This window comes from Amycolatopsis ultiminotia (genome assembly GCF_039536925.1).
Classification (GTDB): Bacteria; Actinomycetota; Actinomycetes; order Mycobacteriales; family Pseudonocardiaceae; genus Amycolatopsis; species Amycolatopsis ultiminotia.
In genome coordinates this window covers 77,062-92,262 of the sequence record NZ_BAAAZN010000010.1, presented here as the reverse complement: position 1 = coordinate 92,262, position 15,201 = coordinate 77,062, and the positions used below count along the sequence as shown (strand labels likewise).

The following is a 15,201-nucleotide window of genomic DNA, read 5'->3' as shown; positions in this document are numbered from 1 at the left end:
AACCCCTGTACCGAGGATGATGCTGGTCATGGCCTACCGCTGGATCTCGTTCACCACCGACTACGGGCTGCAGGACGGCTTCGTGGCCGCCTGTCACGGGGTCATCGCACGGCTGGCACCCGAAGCACGCGTGCTCGACGTGACCCACCTCGTGCCACCACAGCAGGTACGGCAAGGCGCCGCAGTGCTCGCGCAGACTGCGGCGTACCTCCCCGAAGCTGTGCACCTCGCGGTCGTCGACCCGGGTGTCGGCACCACACGCCGCGGGGTGGTCGTCGTCGCCGCGCACGGGTTGCTCGTGGGGCCGGACAACGGGCTGCTGGTGCCGGCCGCCGAAGCGCTGGGTGGCGTGGTCGAGGCGTACCTGATCGACGGACCCGAGCCGACGTCCGCGACCTTCCACGGCCGGGACGTGTTCGCGCCCGCCGCAGCTCGGCTCGCGCTCGGCGCCACACCGGCGTCGTTCGGTCCCGCCGTGGCTGACCTGGTTCGACTACCCGATCCGCTGGTCGCGGCGTTTCCCGGCAAGCTCGTGTCGGACGTGCTGACCGTCGACCACTTCGGCAACGTGCAACTCGCGGCGACTCCCGCGGATCTGGAGCTGACCGGGCTGACCGGCACGGTCGGCGTGCACAGCGCACACGTCGCGGTGAACGCCGAAATCGGCCGGACCTTCGCCGACGTGCCGCCGGGCGCGTACCTCGTCTACCCCGATTCGGCGGGCAGGCTCGCGGTCGCGGTGAACGGCGGCGGCGCGGCCACCGTGCTCCGGCTCAGCGCGGCCGACGAATGCACCATCACCACGTCGCCGACGGCCAGCTGACCCGGCCGGGTCACCGCCGCCTTCATCCCGAACAGGACGCCGCCACCGGAGTCCCTGCGGTACGTCGCGAGGGTGCGGATCGGCTCCGGACCACGGCGGGCGCCGGTTCGCTGGTCGACCATCGGCACCGCGCAGCGCACGCACAGCTTGGCGTAGGCCAGCTCCACCCCGCCGGCCCGCAGGATGCGCACCACGTCCTCGGTGTGCGGCTCGGCCCACCCGCGCACCACCACGTTCGGCCGGAACCGGTCCATCGGCACCGGTTCCCCTCCGGCTGCCACGATCCGCTCGTTCAGGGCGTCCAAAGAGGACTCCGACGCGACGAGCACGGCGTGCCCGTCGGCGAACGCCGCGGTACCCGGAGTTTCCCCGCTCGTGACGCGTTCGTGCTCGGGAGCGACCCCGAGCAACGCCGACGGCCTGCCCAGCACCGTGGAGAACCACTCGGCAGCCGCCGCGCCCTGGTGGACTCCCTCACCACGCCAGTTGAACGTCGACGCCGGATGCCGTGGCCCGTCCACGCGGACCTCGAGCACCAGGTCCTCCACGCCGGGCCCGGACAACGCGAGCCGGGTCCCCCCGTCGAGCACCCGCGGGCGCACCGCGGCCAGCGCCGGGAATCGCCGCTGGCTGCGAAAGTCACCGTCCGGTGCGGCAACGAGGAACCCGCGGTCGTTGACCAGCCCCGCCGGCCCCACCTCGGCAACCGCCGACGACGTGCCGGCGCAGCCCTTGACCGGGTAGCAGGTCAGCTGCGCGATGGTCGCCATACCTCGAGGCTAACCCGATACCGCCGCGCCCGGTTACCGGATTACCCGCACCTCAGAGCACCTGGGACAGGAACTGCTGCAGCCGCGGGCTCTCCGGCTCGTCGAAGATCCGGTCCGGGGTGCCGTGCTCGACGATCTTGCCCGCATCCATGAACGCCACCTCGTCGGCGACACTGCGCGCGAAGCCCATCTCGTGGGTCACCACCAGCAGCGTCAGGCCGCGGGAGGCGAGGCCTGCCATCAGATCGAGGATGCCCTTGACCAGCTCCGGGTCGAGTGCGCTGGTGGCCTCGTCGAACAGCATCACCTCGGGCTCCATGGCCAGCGCCCGTGCGATCGCCACCCGCTGCTGCTGGCCACCGGAGAGCGCGGAGGGCCGGTACGGTGCCTTGTCCGCGAGCCCCACCTCGGCCAGCCGCTCCCGCGCCACCTCCGCGGCGTCCTCTTTGGACAGCCGCCGGACGCTGCGCAACGGCAGCACGATGTTGTCCAGCACGCTCCGGTGCCCGAACAGGTTGAAGTGCTGGAACACCATGCCCACGCGCCGGCGCACGCCGTCCGGATCGGCGGTGATCACGCTCTCGCCGTCCAGCAGCAGGTCGCCGCGATCGGGCTCCTGCAAGCGGTTCACGCAGCGCAACAAGGTCGACTTGCCCGAACCGGACGGGCCGATCACGCAGGTGGTGCCCCCGCTCGGCACCTTGAGATCCACCCCGCGCAGCACCTCGAGGGTGCCGAAGCTGACGTGGATGTCGCGCAGTTCCACCGAAGAGGAGCGCACCGCCGCCGTCGTCACTGACCCATCACCCCACCGGCCGAGAGTTCGTTGCTCTGTCCCAGACCTGGCCGCACCTTGCCGCCGGTCTGCAAGCGCTTGTCGATGAAGTTGACCAGATGCGTGAGCGGGATCGTGATCACCAGGTACACGACCCCGGCGGCGACCAGTGGCGACTGGTTGCCGGTGTTGGCCGCGAGGTCCTGGCCGATCCGGAACAGCTCGCGCTGCGAGGTGATGAACCCGAGGAAGTACACCAGGGTGGAGTCCTTCACCAGTGCGATGAACTGATTCACCAGCGCGGGCAGCACCCGGCGCACCCCCTGCGGGATGACCACCAGCAGCATCGCCTTGGTGTAGCTCATGCCGAGCGCCCTGCTGGCCTCCAACTGTCCTTTGTCGACGCTCTGGATGCCGGAACGGAAGATCTCCCCGATGTAGGCAGAGGCGATCAGGCTGAGCGCCAGGATGCCGAGCGGGTACGGGTTCGTGCCGATCAGCCCGCGGGCGAGCGTGAACAGGCCCTGTCCGATCACCAGGATGGTGAGGATCGCGGGCAGGCCGCGGAAGATGTCCGTGTACACCCGCGCGGGCCAGCGCAGCCAGCGCTTCGCAGACAACCCCATGACCGCCAGCACCATGCCGAGCACGGTGCCGATCAACGCCGAGGAAACCGACAGGATCAGCGTGTTGCCGAGTCCGGTCTTGAGCAGATCGGGGAAGACCTGCCAGATGTAGTCCCAATTGAGGAACGTGTCGAAGAACTGATCCATCGGCGTTACTTGGTCTTGAAATCGGCCGGTACCGGCAGACCGGGCTCGAACTGCTGGTGCACCTTCTGCCAGGTGCCGTCCGCGACGACCTTCTTGATGCCGTCGTTCAGCTTGGCCAGCAGATCGGTGTTGCCCTTCCGCACCGCGAACCCGTGCGGAATGGTCGTGGTGACCACCTTCGTGACCGTCAGCCCGGGGTTCTTCTTCGCGTAGTCCTCGGCGGAGACCTGGTCGAACACCGCACCCGCGACCCCGCCGGAGTTCAGCGCGCTGACCACGGCCGCGTCGTTCGGGAAGCGCACCGCCTGCGCACTCGGCGCGTTCGCGCCGAGCCAGGTGTCCGACACGGTGCCCTGGACCACGCCGATCCGCTTTCCGCCCAGCGAGTTCTCATCACTGATGCCGGCCGCGGACTTCGCCTCGATACCGAGCGACTGGTAGTTGTACGGATCGCTGAACGCCACGGTCTTCTTGCGCTCGTCGGTCTGCGCGACACCGCCGCTGCCGACGTCGAACGAACCGCTGGCGACCTGGCCGAGCAGTGCGGAGAAATCGCTCGAGGCGAACTCGAGCTTCAGCCCCTCCTTGTCCGCGATCGCACGGAGCAGCTCGTTGTCGAACCCGGTGTACTGGCCGTTCTCCTGATAGGCGTTGGGCCGGGAGTCGCTCAGCGTGCCGACCCGCAGCGTGTCGGCGTCCGCTCCGCCGCACGCGGTCAGTCCGGCTACCAGCGCCGCCGCAACGGCGGTGACCATCAGCTTCTTCATGTCACTCCTCGGCTTCCGGGAACTGCCGGTGAAGCTTATGCCAAGTACCGCACTCGCTCACGAGTTCTTCACCGGCAATCCGGCGCCGCCCTTGTCGAGTTCCTTCGCGATCGGCGCAGCCCGGTAGAACTGCGCGTGCAGCTTGGCCGCGGTGCCGTCCGCGATCGCCTTGGCCAGGCCGTCGTTGATCTTGTTCAACAGATCGGTGTTCGACTTCGCCACCGCGAAGGCGGACGGGGTGTCCTTGTCCAGCACGGTGTACCCGAATTCCAGCGGAACCGACGGGTTCTGGTCGAAATACTTCTGGCCGATGTCCTTCGGCACCACCCAGCCGTCCAGCCCACCGCTGCGCAGCTGGGCGAATCCGGCGTTGTAGTCGGGGAACCGCACGACCTCGGCACCGGCGAGCTTCCCGGCGAACTCGTCCTGCACGGAGCCCTGCACCACACCGAGCCGTTTGCCGCCGAACGAGTTCGCGCCGGGCAGCGCGGCCCCCTTCTTGCTGACGACAGTGGTGTAGCTGGTGTCGTAGCCGTTGGAGAAGTTCACCGTCTTCTTGCGTGCGCTGGTCGCGGAGATCGTCGAGCTGCCGATGTCCAGCTGCCCGCCGGCGACCTTCCCGAGCAGGGTGGAGAACTCGGTGCTGACGAAGTCCACCTGGAAACCCTCGCGCTGGGCGATGTCCCGCAGCAGTTCGTTGTCATAGCCGGTGAAACGGCCGTTGTCGAGGTAGATGCTCGGTGGCGCGTCGGTGAGGGTGCCGACGCGCAGGGTCTGGCCGGAGGTGTCCGACGAACCGCACGCGGTGAGGCCCGCGGCGGTGATGGCGACGATCGCGGTGCCGATGACGGTGCTGAGGATCCTTCTCATCGCTTCTTCCTGGTGCGCGCGACAGAAACGCCAGGCCGCGAGGTGCAGCCTGGCGCTTGCGGGGTTCGGCGTCCGAGCGTAGGGATTTCGCCCGTTCGAGTAAGTTCGTCTCAGCTGGTGGACGGCGTGCGGACGGTCACAGGATCGGCTGCGGCGTGTAGGCCGAGGCCTCCGGGAACCGCTTGAGCACGTCCTCGACCCGGCGGGCGACCTCCTCGACCTGGCGTGGCGCCACGCCGGTGAACGAGATCCGATCGGCGAGCAGTTCGTCCAGTTCGGCGCGATCGAGCGGGAGCCGTTCGTCGGCGGCGAGGCGTTCGAGCAGGTCGTTCTCCGCACCGCGCTCCCGCATCGCGAGGGCGACCCCGACGGCGTTCTCCTTGATCGCCTCGTGCGCGGTCTCCCGGCCGACGCCGCGGCGCACCGCCGCCATGAGCACCTTGGTGGTCGCGAGGAACGGCAGGTAGCGGTCGAGTTCCCGGTCCACCACGGCGGGGAACGCGCCGAATTCGCCCAGCACCGTGAGGAAGGTCTCCAGCAGGCCGTCGAGCGCGAAGAACGCATCCGGCAGCGCCACCCGGCGGACCACGGAATCGGACACGTCGCCCTCGTTCCACTGGTCGCCGGCCAGCTCGCCGATCATCGAGAGGTACCCGCGCAGCACCACGGCGAGGCCGTTCACGCGCTCGCACGAGCGCGTGTTCATCTTGTGCGGCATCGCCGACGAGCCGACCTGGCCGGGCTTGAACCCCTCGGTGACCAGCTCGTGCCCGGCCATCAGCCGGATGGTCTTCGCCAGGCTGGACGGCGCCGCGGCGAGCTGGACCACAGTGGACAGCACGTCGAAGTCGAGCGAACGCGGGTAGACCTGTCCGACGCTCACGAAGTGGTTGCGGAAACCGAGGTGCTCGGCGACGCTCGACTCCAGCCGGTCCAGAGTGGACTCGTCGCCGAGCAGGTCGAGCATGTCCTGTGCGGTGCCGACCGGGCCCTTGATCCCGCGCAGCGGGTAGCGCCCGATCAGGTCGTCGAGCCGGGCGAAGGCGACCAGCAGCTCGTCCGCGGCGGTGGCGAAACGCTTGCCGAGCGTGGTCGCCTGCGCGGCGACGTTGTGCGAGCGACCGGCCAGCACCAGATCGGAATGCTCCACGCCGAGCGCGGCCAGCCGCGCCAGCACCGCCGCGACCCGGCTGCGGACCAGCTCGAGCGACCGCAGCTGCTGCAACTGTTCGACGTTCTCGGTGAGGTCCCGCGACGTCATGCCCTTGTGCACGTGCTCGTGCCCGGCGAGCGCGTTGAACTCCTCGATCCGGGCCTTCACGTCGTGCCGCGTCACGCGTTCACGGGCGGCGATGGATTCGAGGTCGACCTGGTCGACGACCCGCTCGTAGTCTTCGAGCACCCCTTCGGGCACCTCGACGCCGAGCTCGCTCTGCGCGCGCAGCACGGCGAGCCACAGCCGGCGCTCCAGCACCACCTTGCGCTCGGGTGACCACAGCCGCACCAGCTCGGGTGAGGCGTACCGGGCGGCGAGCACGTTCGGAATACCAGGCTTGTCCGTCACGTGACCACGATACCCACGCAGGTCAGCCACGGTGTGTGGGACCATCGGGGCGATGGGTATGGGGATGGTGCTCGGCGATCGCTCCCGCGCTTCGACGCGGGAGGCCTGATCGCGCGCTCCCGCGCGAAGCGTTGCCGACCGACAGGCACCTTCGTCGTACTGGGAGTCTCGCATGTCCACCATCACGTGGACCGAAAACGAAGCATTCTGCACCGCGCGCTGGCATTCGGAAAATGCGTCCGCTGCCCCTGCGCATCTCGTGGTGGCCGACGACCGGATCACCGCAAACGCCGCACACCGCCTGGCCCGGTCCGGAACCGGGTTGCTGTGGCGCGGTGATTTCCACAACGGCAGGCAATTGCTGCGGGCGATGGCGCGCCGGATGCGCCCGTCCGCCGGCGAGCGCGCCGCGGGGACCGAAAGACCCGGCCGAGGCGCGCGGGCCGAGCTGCTCGGCAAACTGGTGGTCCTGCTGGAACCCGACCATGCACTGCACCTGCGCCGTGCACCCGACGTGCGAGCAGCCTGCGACCACGCCTACGGCCCGGCGACGGGGCCGACCGTCGTCTCGCTGCCCGAACTGCTCGGCGTGCTCGGTGCCTACCAATGGCACCTCACCGGCATCGAAATCCCGGCGCTGCACGCGCGGATCCACCCGGACTACGGCGTCTTCGCCCCGACCCGCGGCGATTACGTGGACCTCGTCGCGAGAGCACCGTTGCCCGCGGGGGCCGCGCTGGCGTTCGACCTCGGCACGGGCACCGGGGTGCTCGCGGCAGTGCTGGCCCGCCAGGGCGTCCGGGTGGTGGCCACCGACGTCAACCCGCGGGCGGTGCGATGCGCACTGGCGAACCTGACCCGGCTCGGCCTTGCCGATCGGGTGCGGACGGTGGAGACCGGCCGATGGCCGGACGGCCGCGCCGACCTGGTCGTCTGCAATCCGCCGTGGCTGCCGGGGCGGCCGGCCTCCGCCGTGGAGCTGGGGGTCTACGACGCCGGATCCGGGATGCTCCACCAGTTCCTCGACGGGCTGGCCGAGCACCTCACGCCGGGCGGCGAGGGCTGGCTCGTGCTGTCCGATCTGGCCGAACGCCGCGGACTTCGCACCCGCGGCGAACTGCTCGCCCGGATCGGCGCCGCCGGGCTCCGGGTGGCCGGACGGGATGATCTCGAGCCGCGGCCAGGACGCGGGGCGGACCAGGTCACCTCGTTGTGGCGACTGTGCCGGTGACGGTCATCGGCGGTCCGCCGCAGCCGGCCGGTGCGCGGTCACCATTCGGTGAGCCCGCCGTCGTCGAGCCGCCACACCGGGGAACGCCAGCGGTGCCCGGTCTCGTCGGCCCGGCGCACCGCCTCCTCGTCCACCTCGATGCCGAGCCCCGGCCCGGTCGGTCGGGCGGCGTAGCCGTCGGTGAACCGGAACAACGCGGAGTCGGCGAGGTAGGCCACCGGCTCGTGGCCGTCGTGGTAGTGCATGCCGAGGCTTTGTTCCTGGATCAGGAAGTTCGGCGTCGCGAACGCCACCTGCATGGCCGCGGCCAGTGCGATCGGGCCGAGCGGACAGTGCGGGGCGAGGCTCGCGCCGTAGATCTCGGCGAGCGAAGCGATCCGCCGCAGCTCGGAGATTCCGCCCGCGTGCGAAGGATCCGGCTGCACCACCGCGACGCCCGCGTCGAGCACCGGTTTGAACTCCCACCGCGAGTACAGCCGTTCCCCGGTCGCGATCGGCACCGTCGAGGCCCCGACCACCGACGCCAGCACTTCCGCAGGCAGCTCGGGCAGGATCGGCTCCTCGACGAACATCGGCTGGACCTCCTCGAGCATCCGCACCAGCCGCCGCGCCAGCGCGGGCGCGACCCGGCCGTGGAAGTCGATCGCGAGGTCGCGGTCCGGGCCGAGGGCTTCCCGCGCCGCACGTGCCCTGGCGAGCGCGGCGTTCGCTTCCGCGGGCGAGGCGATCGGCGCGAGCGGACCTGCGACGTTCATCTTCACCGCGGTGAATCCCGCCGCCACCTGCGCGGACACCGCGTCGAAGATGCCCGACGGCCGGTCACCGCCGACCCACGAGTACACCCGGACGCGATCGCGCACCGGGCCGCCGAGCAGTTCGTGCACCGGCACCCCGCGTACCTTCCCCGCGATGTCCCACAGCGCGTGGTCGATTCCGGCCATCGCGCTGGAAAGCACCGGACCGCCGCGGTAGAACCCGCCCCGGCGCAGCACCTGCCAGTGGTCCTCGATCCGCAGCGGGTCCTCGCCGACGACCAGTTCGGCCAGTTCGTGCACGGCCGCACGCACGGTGCCCGCCCTGCCCTCGACCACCGGCTCACCCCAGCCGGAAACCCCCTCGTCCGTGCTGATCTTGAGGAACAGCCAACGGGGCTGGACGAGGAACGTTTCGATCCCGGTGATCTTCACCTGGCTCCATCTCCTAAGCGGAATCCTTGGCGGCCGACCATCCGCCGTCGACGGTCAGATCGGCACCCGTGACGAACGAGGCCGCGGGTGAGAGCAGGAATGCGAGGACAGCAGCGACCTCACCGGGTTCGCCGAGCCGCCCGGCAGGCGTGGCGCGGGCGCTGCGGGCGCGATCCTCGTCGCTGAGCCGATCCCACGCCCTGGTGCGCACCGGCCCCGGCAGCACGGCGTTCACCCGCACCTCGGGGGCATATTCGATGGCCAGCTGCCGGGCGAGCGAGACCAGCGCCCCCTTGCCGGCCGCGTACGCCGGGTGGCCGGGCAGCCCGAACCGCGCGTGCACCGAGGAGACGAGCACGACTGAACCACTCCTGGCCCGCAGCGACGGCAAGCAGGTCCGCACGGCCAGGTAGGACGCGGTGAGGTTCACGTCGAGCTGGCGCTGCCACTGCGAACGGTCCATCTCGTGCAACGGCCCGGTGGCGGGCAGGTAGGCGTTGCTCACCAGCGCGTCGACCTCACCGGCCACTTCCAGCACCCGCTGCCAGGTCTCGTCGGCGGCGACATCGCCCTGCACGCCGCCGTCGACCGGGGCGAGATCCACCCCGACGACGCGGTAACCGTCGGCTTCGAGCCGCCGTGCCGTCGCGGCACCGATCCCGGCCGCCGCGCCGGTCACGACGGCGGTCTTTCCGGTGGACATCGCACCTCCTGCAGCCGGCGACGTGGTCCGGCTGGCAGCATGGCGGGGGGCCGGAGGTCGCGTCAATAATAAATACTAAATTAAGATTTCATCCGTCACCCTGGCGGACGTGCCAGGGTGCCGACGAGGAGGTGCATCGATGCGATACCGCTGGCAGATCACCCACGAGGCGCTGCGACAGGGCGTCGTGGGCATCGTGCGGACCGCGGACACGGCTTCGGCGGTGGCAGCCGCGCGCTTGGTGCTCGACGCGGGGCTCAGCTCGGTGGAAGTGCCGCTCACGAACCCGGGGGCACTGGCCGCGGTCGAGGAGCTGACCACGGCGTATCCGGACGCGACGATCGGTGCCGGCACAGTGCTCGACGAGTCGTCGGCGACGGCGGCAATCCGGGCCGGCGCGCAGTTTCTCGTCTCGCCGTCGCTGCATCCCGAGGTGATCCGTACCGCGCACCGCTACGGCGCGGCGGCATTCCCCGGTGCCGGGTCGGTCACCGAAATCGTGCGAGCACTGGAGGAAGGCGCCGACGCGATCAAGGTCTTCCCGGCCTCCGTATTGGGGCCGCAATGGGTGAAGGATGTCCGCGCGGCGCTGCCGCAGGCCCCTCTCGTGCCGACCGGCGGGATCGCCGCCGTCGACGTGCCGGAGTGGCGGAAAGCGGGTGCGGCGGCGTGCGGAATCGGCTCGGCACTCACTCGCGGTACAGCCGCCGAGATCGAGGCCCGGGTGGCGGCAATGGTGCGAGCGGACGCATGAACGCGGTACTGGTCGGCTGCTACACCAGGGAAATGGGCGGCAACGGCACCGGGATTTCGGTCTTCCGGCGAACGCCCTCGGGTGAACTGACGCACGAGTCGACGCTGCCGATGACCTCCCCGTCGTGGCTGGTGAAACATCCGGCGCTGCCGATGGTCTACGCCGCCAACGAGACGGAAACCGGTGCAGTCACGTCGGTTTCCGTCGCGGACGGGACACTGACCGCACTCGACGTCGAGCTCACCGGCGGGGCGCACCCGTGCCACCTCGCGGTGTCGCCAGACGGTCGATTTCTGTTCTGCGCCAACTACACCGGCGGCAGCCTCGCGGTATTCGCGCTCCGCGCCGACGGGCGGATCGACGGCCGCACCGACCTCGTGCAGCACACCGGCAGCGGCCCGAACGCGGAGCGTCAGGACGTCGCGCACGTGCACATGGCGGTGCCGTCGCCGGACGGTTCCGTGGTGAGCGCAGTAGATCTGGGTACCGACGAAATCCGCAGTTACGCGATCTCCAGCGAGGGCAGGCTTTCACCACTCGCCGTGTCGTCGCTGCCGCCGGGAACCGGGCCGCGGCAGCTCGTGCGCGTCCCGGGTAGCGCAGAAGCCCATGTGGCAGGCGAGCTTTCCGGTGAGCTGCTGACTGTGCGCGAGACTTCCGTCGGCGAGTTCGAGTTCGTCTGCTCGACCCCGGCCACCGCTGCCGGCGGCGAAGCACTGGTGGCGCACCTGGAGGTCCTGGATTCGGGCACGTACTTGGCCAACCGCGGTCCGGACTGCGTCACCTCGTTCGAGGGAGCCCGCGCAACCGCCGACCAGCCGTGCGGTGCACATCCCCGGCACTTCGCGGTGATCGACGGGATCTGTTACGTCGCAGCACAGCTGGCCGACGCGCTCACCGCCTTCCCGCTGAAAGACCACGGCCACGCCGAAATCCACCGTTTCGAGACCGGATCACCCAGCTTCATCCTGCCGCTGTGACGACTGCGGTGAACGCAGCGGCCGACCGAGGGGACGCACCTTGACCGAACACCGGCCCCGCGGTCTGCACGGACAGACCGTGGAGACACTGGCCGCCCGGATCCTGTCCGGCGAATGGGGCGAGGGCACCGTACTCGATCTGCCCGGCCTGCGCGAGGAGCTGGACATCAGCCTGACCGCACTTCGTGAAGCACTGAAAGTGCTTGCTGCCAAGGGAATGATCGACGCGCGGCAGAAGCGCGGCACGTTCGTGCAGCCCCGCGAGCACTGGCACCTGCTCGACGCCGACGTGATGCGCTGGCAGACCGCGGCGAGCGGCAATCCGGGCCTGCTCGACGAACTGACCGAAGTGCGCACCGTGGTCGAACCCGCAGCGGCCCGGCTGGCCGCGGAGCGGGCGAACGACGACGACGTCACCGCGCTACAGGCTGCGCTCGATCAGATGGCCGAGGCCGGTTCCGACGCGGAAGCCAGCGTCGAGGCCGACCTGGCGTTCCACCGCGCGCTGATGGCCGCCACCCACAACAACTTCCTGCGGCAGGTCGAGCGTGTCCTCGCGATCGGACTGGCCGAACGCGACAAGCTCGTGCACCGCAACCGCAGCACCGACGACCCGGTGCCGAGCCACCGCAAGGTGCTGGACGCCGTCGTGGCCAACAACCCGGCCGCGGCGGAATCCGCAATGCTCGCCCTGGTCGCGAAGTCCCACGACGACCTAGACCGGGTCACCCGGACCCGCTCCTGAACCCACCGGCTCACTGCGCACGCATCAGCACCGCTGCGGGCGTAGCAGACCGCGGTGGTGCGCCGACCGTAGCGGGACCGGTCCCGGACGACGCTCGGATCACCGCGTCGGCCTGCTGGTGCTCAGTCGCCGGACAGTGCCGCCTTCAGCATCCGTGCTGCGGCAGACCGGGGGGCCGGGTCGATCCCGATCAGCGCGTTCACCACCGCGCCGTCCACCAATGCGACGAGTTTCTCCAGCTCGGCCTCGGTCACCGCGGTGCCCGAGCGGGCGAAGATCTCCGTCAGCAGCTCGTTCAGCTGCGCGGACAAGGTGCGCATGAGCGGTCGCAGGTAGGGCCGTCGGCCGGTGGCGACCAGTCGTTCGTAGCGCAGCAGCACGGCTTCCGCGTCCGCCTCCTGGTCCCCGCTCGGCGTACCCAGCAGCAGGTCCAGCACCAGCTCCACGGTCGCCTGCACACCCCGGTTGCGGGTCGCCAGCTCGTCCAGCCTGCGTCGTCCGTTCTCGAGTTCGGCCTGTGAATGGTGCTCGACCGCGGCGGTGACGAGGTCCTCGAGCGAATCGAAGTAGTAGGTGGTGGACGCGAGCGGCAGCCCGGCCCGCTCGGCGACCGCGCGGTGCCGGACGGCGTCGAACCCACCCTCGGCCAGCAGCTGTCCGGCGGCTTCGACGAGCGCCGCCCGCCGTCGCTCGCCCTTGGGAGTGGTCGCTGCCGCGGTCATGACCGGTCATTCTGCCAGCCACGACGTGCGCGACCGTGCCGAACCAACCCGTGCCGAACCAACCCGTGCCGAACCCGCCGACAGAACCGCGCGGCCAGAACCCGCCGTCCGGGCCCCGGGCCAGAACCACGACCGGCAACCCGCCGTCCGGGCCCGAAGTCAGAACCGCGCGGCCAGCTCGGTCGCGAACCGGTCCAGCTCGGCGGCGTAGGGAGCCGGATGACCGGCCGTCCCCGGCACGCTGACGAGTACGAGAGTCCCCCCGCCGGCGGTTGCGTGGCGCACGGTGAGCGCACCGGCCGGCTGGGCTGGCGCCGTGACCGGCTTGCCCGCCGCGAACACCGCGACCGAGATCGCGCCGTCACGAAGCGGGAACCCCGCACCGCGGGCCCCGGTAGTGCAGACGCTGCCGGGGGAGGCGTTCGCCGCGGTCAAGTGTCCTGGGAGCTCGCCAGCGAGGGCGGTGGCGAGCTCCCAGTCCACCTGTGCGCACCCGTGGGTGCCTTCGACCCGAGGGCCGGTCCTCCCGTCCCCGCTGTCTCCCTGCCGAGACGGCTGGGGCGGGAAGTTGGGGGTACCCCCGCTATCAGTACCCAGAGGACGTGCGGCTGACGCGCTGGGTTGCGCCGGAGCCCCGGCGGAATTCAAGACCGAGGACGAATCGGACTTTCCGCCGACACCGCTCACGATTCCCCAGGTCCCGAACCCGGCCAGCACGAGCACCACGGCACCCGCACCCGCGACGAACCGGTTGCGCCTGCGCAGCGTCTCCCGCCGCGAACGCCGGACCACGTCCGCCACGTCGAAGGTGGGTGGCGGCACTTCACCGGGGGCACCGGAGAACAACTTCCCGACGTCCTGCTCATCCATCGGTCTCCACCTCCCGGTCCAGTACCTGGCGCAGATTCGCCAGTCCGCGCGCCGTCTGGCTCTTCACGTTGCCCTCGCTGCAGCCGAGCGCGTTCGCCGCGGCGCTCACGTCGAGACCGTCGAAGTACCGCAGCACCAGCACCGCCCGCTGCCTCGGCGGGACCTGCTTCAACGCGGCGAGCAGGTCTTCCCTGGTCGCGACGCGCTCGGCCAGGCCGGGCCCGTCCGGCACCGGTTCCGGCAGCACGTCGGTCTGCCGCTCCCGGCGCCACGGCCGGCGCGATTCGTCGATCACCGCGCGCACGAGCGTCTTGCGCAGGTAGGCGTCCGTCGCCGCGCGATCCCTGATCTTCTTCCACCTCCGGTGCAGCGCGACGAACGCGGTCTGTGCCAGGTCGTCGGCCTTGTGCCAGTCACCGCAGAGCAGGTACGCGGTCCTGCGGACAGCATCGCGTTTCGCGGCGAAGTACTCCGCGAACTCCTGTTCGTCGCGCTGGTCCACGCGCTCTGCAGCTCCACTCGTGCCATGTCCGGTGGGAGGACGGATCCGGGGGCGTCCACGGTTGCACGGCCACCCGGATCCGTTCCACCCGGGCACGTTGAACACCACGCCATCGGTGTGATGTGATCGGAACGTGACCAGCACTGGCCGGCCCATCGATTTCCGTTCCGACACTGTCACCCGTCCGGACGACGTGATGCGCCGGGCGATGGCCGAAGCCGAGGTCGACGACAACGTCATCGGCACCGACCCGACCATCGCGGAGCTGGAACGGCGGGCCGCGCGGACGCTCGGCATGCCCGCCGCGCTGTGGACCCCGAGCGGGACCATGGCGAACCTGATCGCGCTCAGCGTGCATCTGCAGCGCGGCGACCGGTTCCTCGCCATGCGCGGTGCGCACGTGCTCACCAACGAACTGGGCTCGGCCGCGTGGCTGGCAGGCGGAATGCCGGACCTGCTCGAACACGACGCAGGCCCCGGCCGGTGCACTCCGGAGACGCTGGCCGCCGCGATCGGCCACACCGGGCCGTACTACACGATGCGCACCACGCTGTTGTGCCTGGAGAACACGCACAACGCGGCCGGCGGAGCGGTTACCCCGCCGGACGAACACGCGCAATTGCTGTCCGTGGCGAAACAGGCCGGGCTCACGGTCCACCTCGACGGCGCACGGATCTGGCACGCCGCGGTGGCCCTGCAGGTTCCGCCTGCCGCGCTGACCGTAGGGGTGGACAGCGTGTCGGCGTGCTTCAGCAAAGGCCTGGGCGCGCCGGTCGGCTCGGTTGTCGCCGGCAGCGAGGAGTTCGTGGAGCAGGGCCGCCGGATGCGGCAGATGCTCGGCGGCGGAGTGCGCCAGGGCGGGGTGCTCGCCGCGGCCTGTCTGGTCGCACTCGGCCGGATCGACGAACTCGCCAGGACACACGAGTTCGCACAACGGCTCGCCGCCGGACTCGCCGAGCACGGCTGGCGTGTGGCCACACCGGACACCAACATCGTGCTCGCCGACGTACCGGACCTGACCACGGCGCTGGGCTGGTTGCAATCGCTCGGGATCGCGACCGTGCCGATGGCGGGCAAGGTGCGGTTCACGACGCACCGCGACCTGTCCGCCGCGGACATCGAAGAGGCGTTGCGCCGCATCAAGACCGGTGCCTGAACCCAGGGG

At 70.3% G+C, this 15,201-nt stretch carries 17 protein-coding genes; 6 read left to right on the top strand and 11 right to left on the bottom strand.

What is annotated here, in order from left to right; all coding sequences use genetic code 11:
- The first annotated feature begins 28 nt into the window (after positions 1-28).
- Positions 29-823, top strand: a complete 795-nt coding sequence (locus ABD793_RS23040) for an SAM hydrolase/SAM-dependent halogenase family protein (RefSeq protein WP_344863289.1) — start codon at positions 29-31, stop codon at positions 821-823.
- Here ABD793_RS23040 and ABD793_RS23035 read toward each other — a convergent pair.
- The 6 genes from ABD793_RS23035 to purB all read right to left on the bottom strand — a co-directional run bounded on the left by ABD793_RS23035 (position 706) and on the right by purB (position 6,342).
- The gene (locus ABD793_RS23035; protein ID WP_344863287.1) at positions 706-1,593 is read right to left on the bottom strand and encodes an MOSC domain-containing protein; all 888 of its coding nucleotides are present in this window, start codon (positions 1,591-1,593) and stop codon (positions 706-708) included. The genes ABD793_RS23040 and ABD793_RS23035 overlap by 118 nt on opposite strands.
- Before the next feature lie 52 nt (positions 1,594-1,645).
- Positions 1,646-2,389, bottom strand: coding sequence for an amino acid ABC transporter ATP-binding protein (locus ABD793_RS23030; RefSeq protein WP_344863285.1), 744 nt, complete (start codon positions 2,387-2,389; stop codon positions 1,646-1,648).
- Entirely contained in the window at positions 2,386-3,141 is a 756-nt protein-coding gene (locus ABD793_RS23025; RefSeq protein ID WP_344863283.1) for an amino acid ABC transporter permease, read from the bottom strand. Before ABD793_RS23025 ends, ABD793_RS23030 begins: the two co-directional genes overlap by 4 nt.
- A gap of 5 nt (positions 3,142-3,146) precedes the next feature.
- Complete coding sequence (locus tag ABD793_RS23020) at positions 3,147-3,908, bottom strand: ABC transporter substrate-binding protein (RefSeq protein ID WP_344863281.1); 762 nt, start codon at positions 3,906-3,908, stop codon at positions 3,147-3,149.
- A gap of 57 nt (positions 3,909-3,965) precedes the next feature.
- Positions 3,966-4,778 (bottom strand): substrate-binding periplasmic protein, encoded by an 813-nt coding sequence (locus tag ABD793_RS23015; protein WP_344863279.1) that lies wholly within the window; start codon positions 4,776-4,778, stop codon positions 3,966-3,968.
- Between the two features lie 136 nt (positions 4,779-4,914).
- On the bottom strand, positions 4,915-6,342 hold the full coding sequence (gene purB / locus ABD793_RS23010; RefSeq protein WP_344863277.1) for an adenylosuccinate lyase: 1,428 nt from the start codon (positions 6,340-6,342) through the stop codon (positions 4,915-4,917).
- Positions 6,343-6,514: 172 nt separating this feature from the next.
- On the opposite strand from purB, the gene ABD793_RS23005 reads away from it, so the two are divergent.
- Complete coding sequence (locus ABD793_RS23005) at positions 6,515-7,573, top strand: methyltransferase (RefSeq protein WP_344863275.1); 1,059 nt, start codon at positions 6,515-6,517, stop codon at positions 7,571-7,573.
- A 38-nt stretch (positions 7,574-7,611) separates the two neighbouring features.
- Here the strand turns inward: ABD793_RS23005 and dgoD are convergent, their stop codons facing one another.
- Complete coding sequence (gene dgoD / locus ABD793_RS23000; protein WP_344863273.1) at positions 7,612-8,760, bottom strand: galactonate dehydratase; 1,149 nt, start codon at positions 8,758-8,760, stop codon at positions 7,612-7,614.
- A gap of 13 nt (positions 8,761-8,773) precedes the next feature.
- Complete coding sequence (locus tag ABD793_RS22995) at positions 8,774-9,463, bottom strand: SDR family NAD(P)-dependent oxidoreductase (RefSeq protein WP_344863272.1); 690 nt, start codon at positions 9,461-9,463, stop codon at positions 8,774-8,776.
- 139 nt (positions 9,464-9,602) lie between these two features.
- On the opposite strand from ABD793_RS22995, the gene ABD793_RS22990 reads away from it, so the two are divergent.
- From ABD793_RS22990 to ABD793_RS22980, 3 genes are read left to right on the top strand one after another with little or no spacing between them, the layout of a single operon-like run.
- A complete protein-coding gene (locus ABD793_RS22990) occupies positions 9,603-10,217 on the top strand; it encodes a bifunctional 4-hydroxy-2-oxoglutarate aldolase/2-dehydro-3-deoxy-phosphogluconate aldolase (protein ID WP_344863271.1) in 615 nt (204 codons plus the stop codon).
- Positions 10,214-11,197 (top strand): lactonase family protein, encoded by a 984-nt coding sequence (locus ABD793_RS22985; protein WP_344863270.1) that lies wholly within the window; start codon positions 10,214-10,216, stop codon positions 11,195-11,197. Before ABD793_RS22990 ends, ABD793_RS22985 begins: the two co-directional genes overlap by 4 nt.
- A 40-nt stretch (positions 11,198-11,237) precedes the next feature.
- Positions 11,238-11,942 carry a FadR/GntR family transcriptional regulator gene (locus tag ABD793_RS22980; RefSeq protein ID WP_344863269.1) on the top strand — a complete coding sequence of 235 codons (705 nt, stop codon included), beginning with the start codon at positions 11,238-11,240 and terminating at the stop codon, positions 11,940-11,942.
- A 122-nt stretch (positions 11,943-12,064) separates the two neighbouring features.
- Here ABD793_RS22980 and ABD793_RS22975 read toward each other — a convergent pair whose 3' ends face one another.
- From ABD793_RS22975 to ABD793_RS22965, 3 genes are all read right to left on the bottom strand, one after another.
- Complete coding sequence (locus ABD793_RS22975) at positions 12,065-12,664, bottom strand: TetR/AcrR family transcriptional regulator (RefSeq protein WP_344863268.1); 600 nt, start codon at positions 12,662-12,664, stop codon at positions 12,065-12,067.
- A 159-nt stretch (positions 12,665-12,823) separates the two neighbouring features.
- Positions 12,824-13,534, bottom strand: coding sequence for a hypothetical protein (locus ABD793_RS22970; RefSeq protein WP_344863267.1), 711 nt, complete (start codon positions 13,532-13,534; stop codon positions 12,824-12,826).
- A complete protein-coding gene (locus ABD793_RS22965; protein ID WP_344863266.1) occupies positions 13,527-14,036 on the bottom strand; it encodes a SigE family RNA polymerase sigma factor in 510 nt (169 codons plus the stop codon). The genes ABD793_RS22970 and ABD793_RS22965 overlap by 8 nt, the downstream gene beginning before the upstream one ends.
- Positions 14,037-14,169: 133 nt before the next feature.
- On the opposite strand from ABD793_RS22965, the gene ABD793_RS22960 reads away from it, so the two are divergent.
- Positions 14,170-15,192: a threonine aldolase family protein gene (locus ABD793_RS22960; RefSeq protein ID WP_344863265.1), complete on the top strand. Its 1,023-nt coding sequence runs from the start codon at positions 14,170-14,172 to the stop codon at positions 15,190-15,192.
- Positions 15,193-15,201: the final 9 nt, after the last annotated feature.

What these genes read in the sequence shown, in the direction of transcription:
- ABD793_RS22975 (WP_344863268.1), bottom strand. Translation starts at nt 12,664, where the DNA reads ATGACCGCGGCAGCGACCACTCCCAAGGGCGAGCGACGGCGGGCGGCG.
- ABD793_RS23025 (WP_344863283.1), bottom strand. Translation starts at nt 3,141, where the DNA reads ATGGATCAGTTCTTCGACACGTTCCTCAATTGGGACTACATCTGGCAG.
- ABD793_RS23015 (WP_344863279.1), bottom strand. Translation starts at nt 4,778, where the DNA reads ATGAGAAGGATCCTCAGCACCGTCATCGGCACCGCGATCGTCGCCATC.
- ABD793_RS22985 (WP_344863270.1), top strand. Translation starts at nt 10,214, where the DNA reads ATGAACGCGGTACTGGTCGGCTGCTACACCAGGGAAATGGGCGGCAAC.
- ABD793_RS23035 (WP_344863287.1), bottom strand. Translation starts at nt 1,593, where the DNA reads ATGGCGACCATCGCGCAGCTGACCTGCTACCCGGTCAAGGGCTGCGCC.
- ABD793_RS22995 (WP_344863272.1), bottom strand. Translation starts at nt 9,463, where the DNA reads ATGTCCACCGGAAAGACCGCCGTCGTGACCGGCGCGGCGGCCGGGATC.
- ABD793_RS22990 (WP_344863271.1), top strand. Translation starts at nt 9,603, where the DNA reads ATGCGATACCGCTGGCAGATCACCCACGAGGCGCTGCGACAGGGCGTC.
- ABD793_RS23005 (WP_344863275.1), top strand. Translation starts at nt 6,515, where the DNA reads ATGTCCACCATCACGTGGACCGAAAACGAAGCATTCTGCACCGCGCGC.
- ABD793_RS22970 (WP_344863267.1), bottom strand. Translation starts at nt 13,534, where the DNA reads ATGGATGAGCAGGACGTCGGGAAGTTGTTCTCCGGTGCCCCCGGTGAA.
- ABD793_RS23040 (WP_344863289.1), top strand. Translation starts at nt 29, where the DNA reads ATGGCCTACCGCTGGATCTCGTTCACCACCGACTACGGGCTGCAGGAC.
- ABD793_RS23020 (WP_344863281.1), bottom strand. Translation starts at nt 3,908, where the DNA reads ATGAAGAAGCTGATGGTCACCGCCGTTGCGGCGGCGCTGGTAGCCGGA.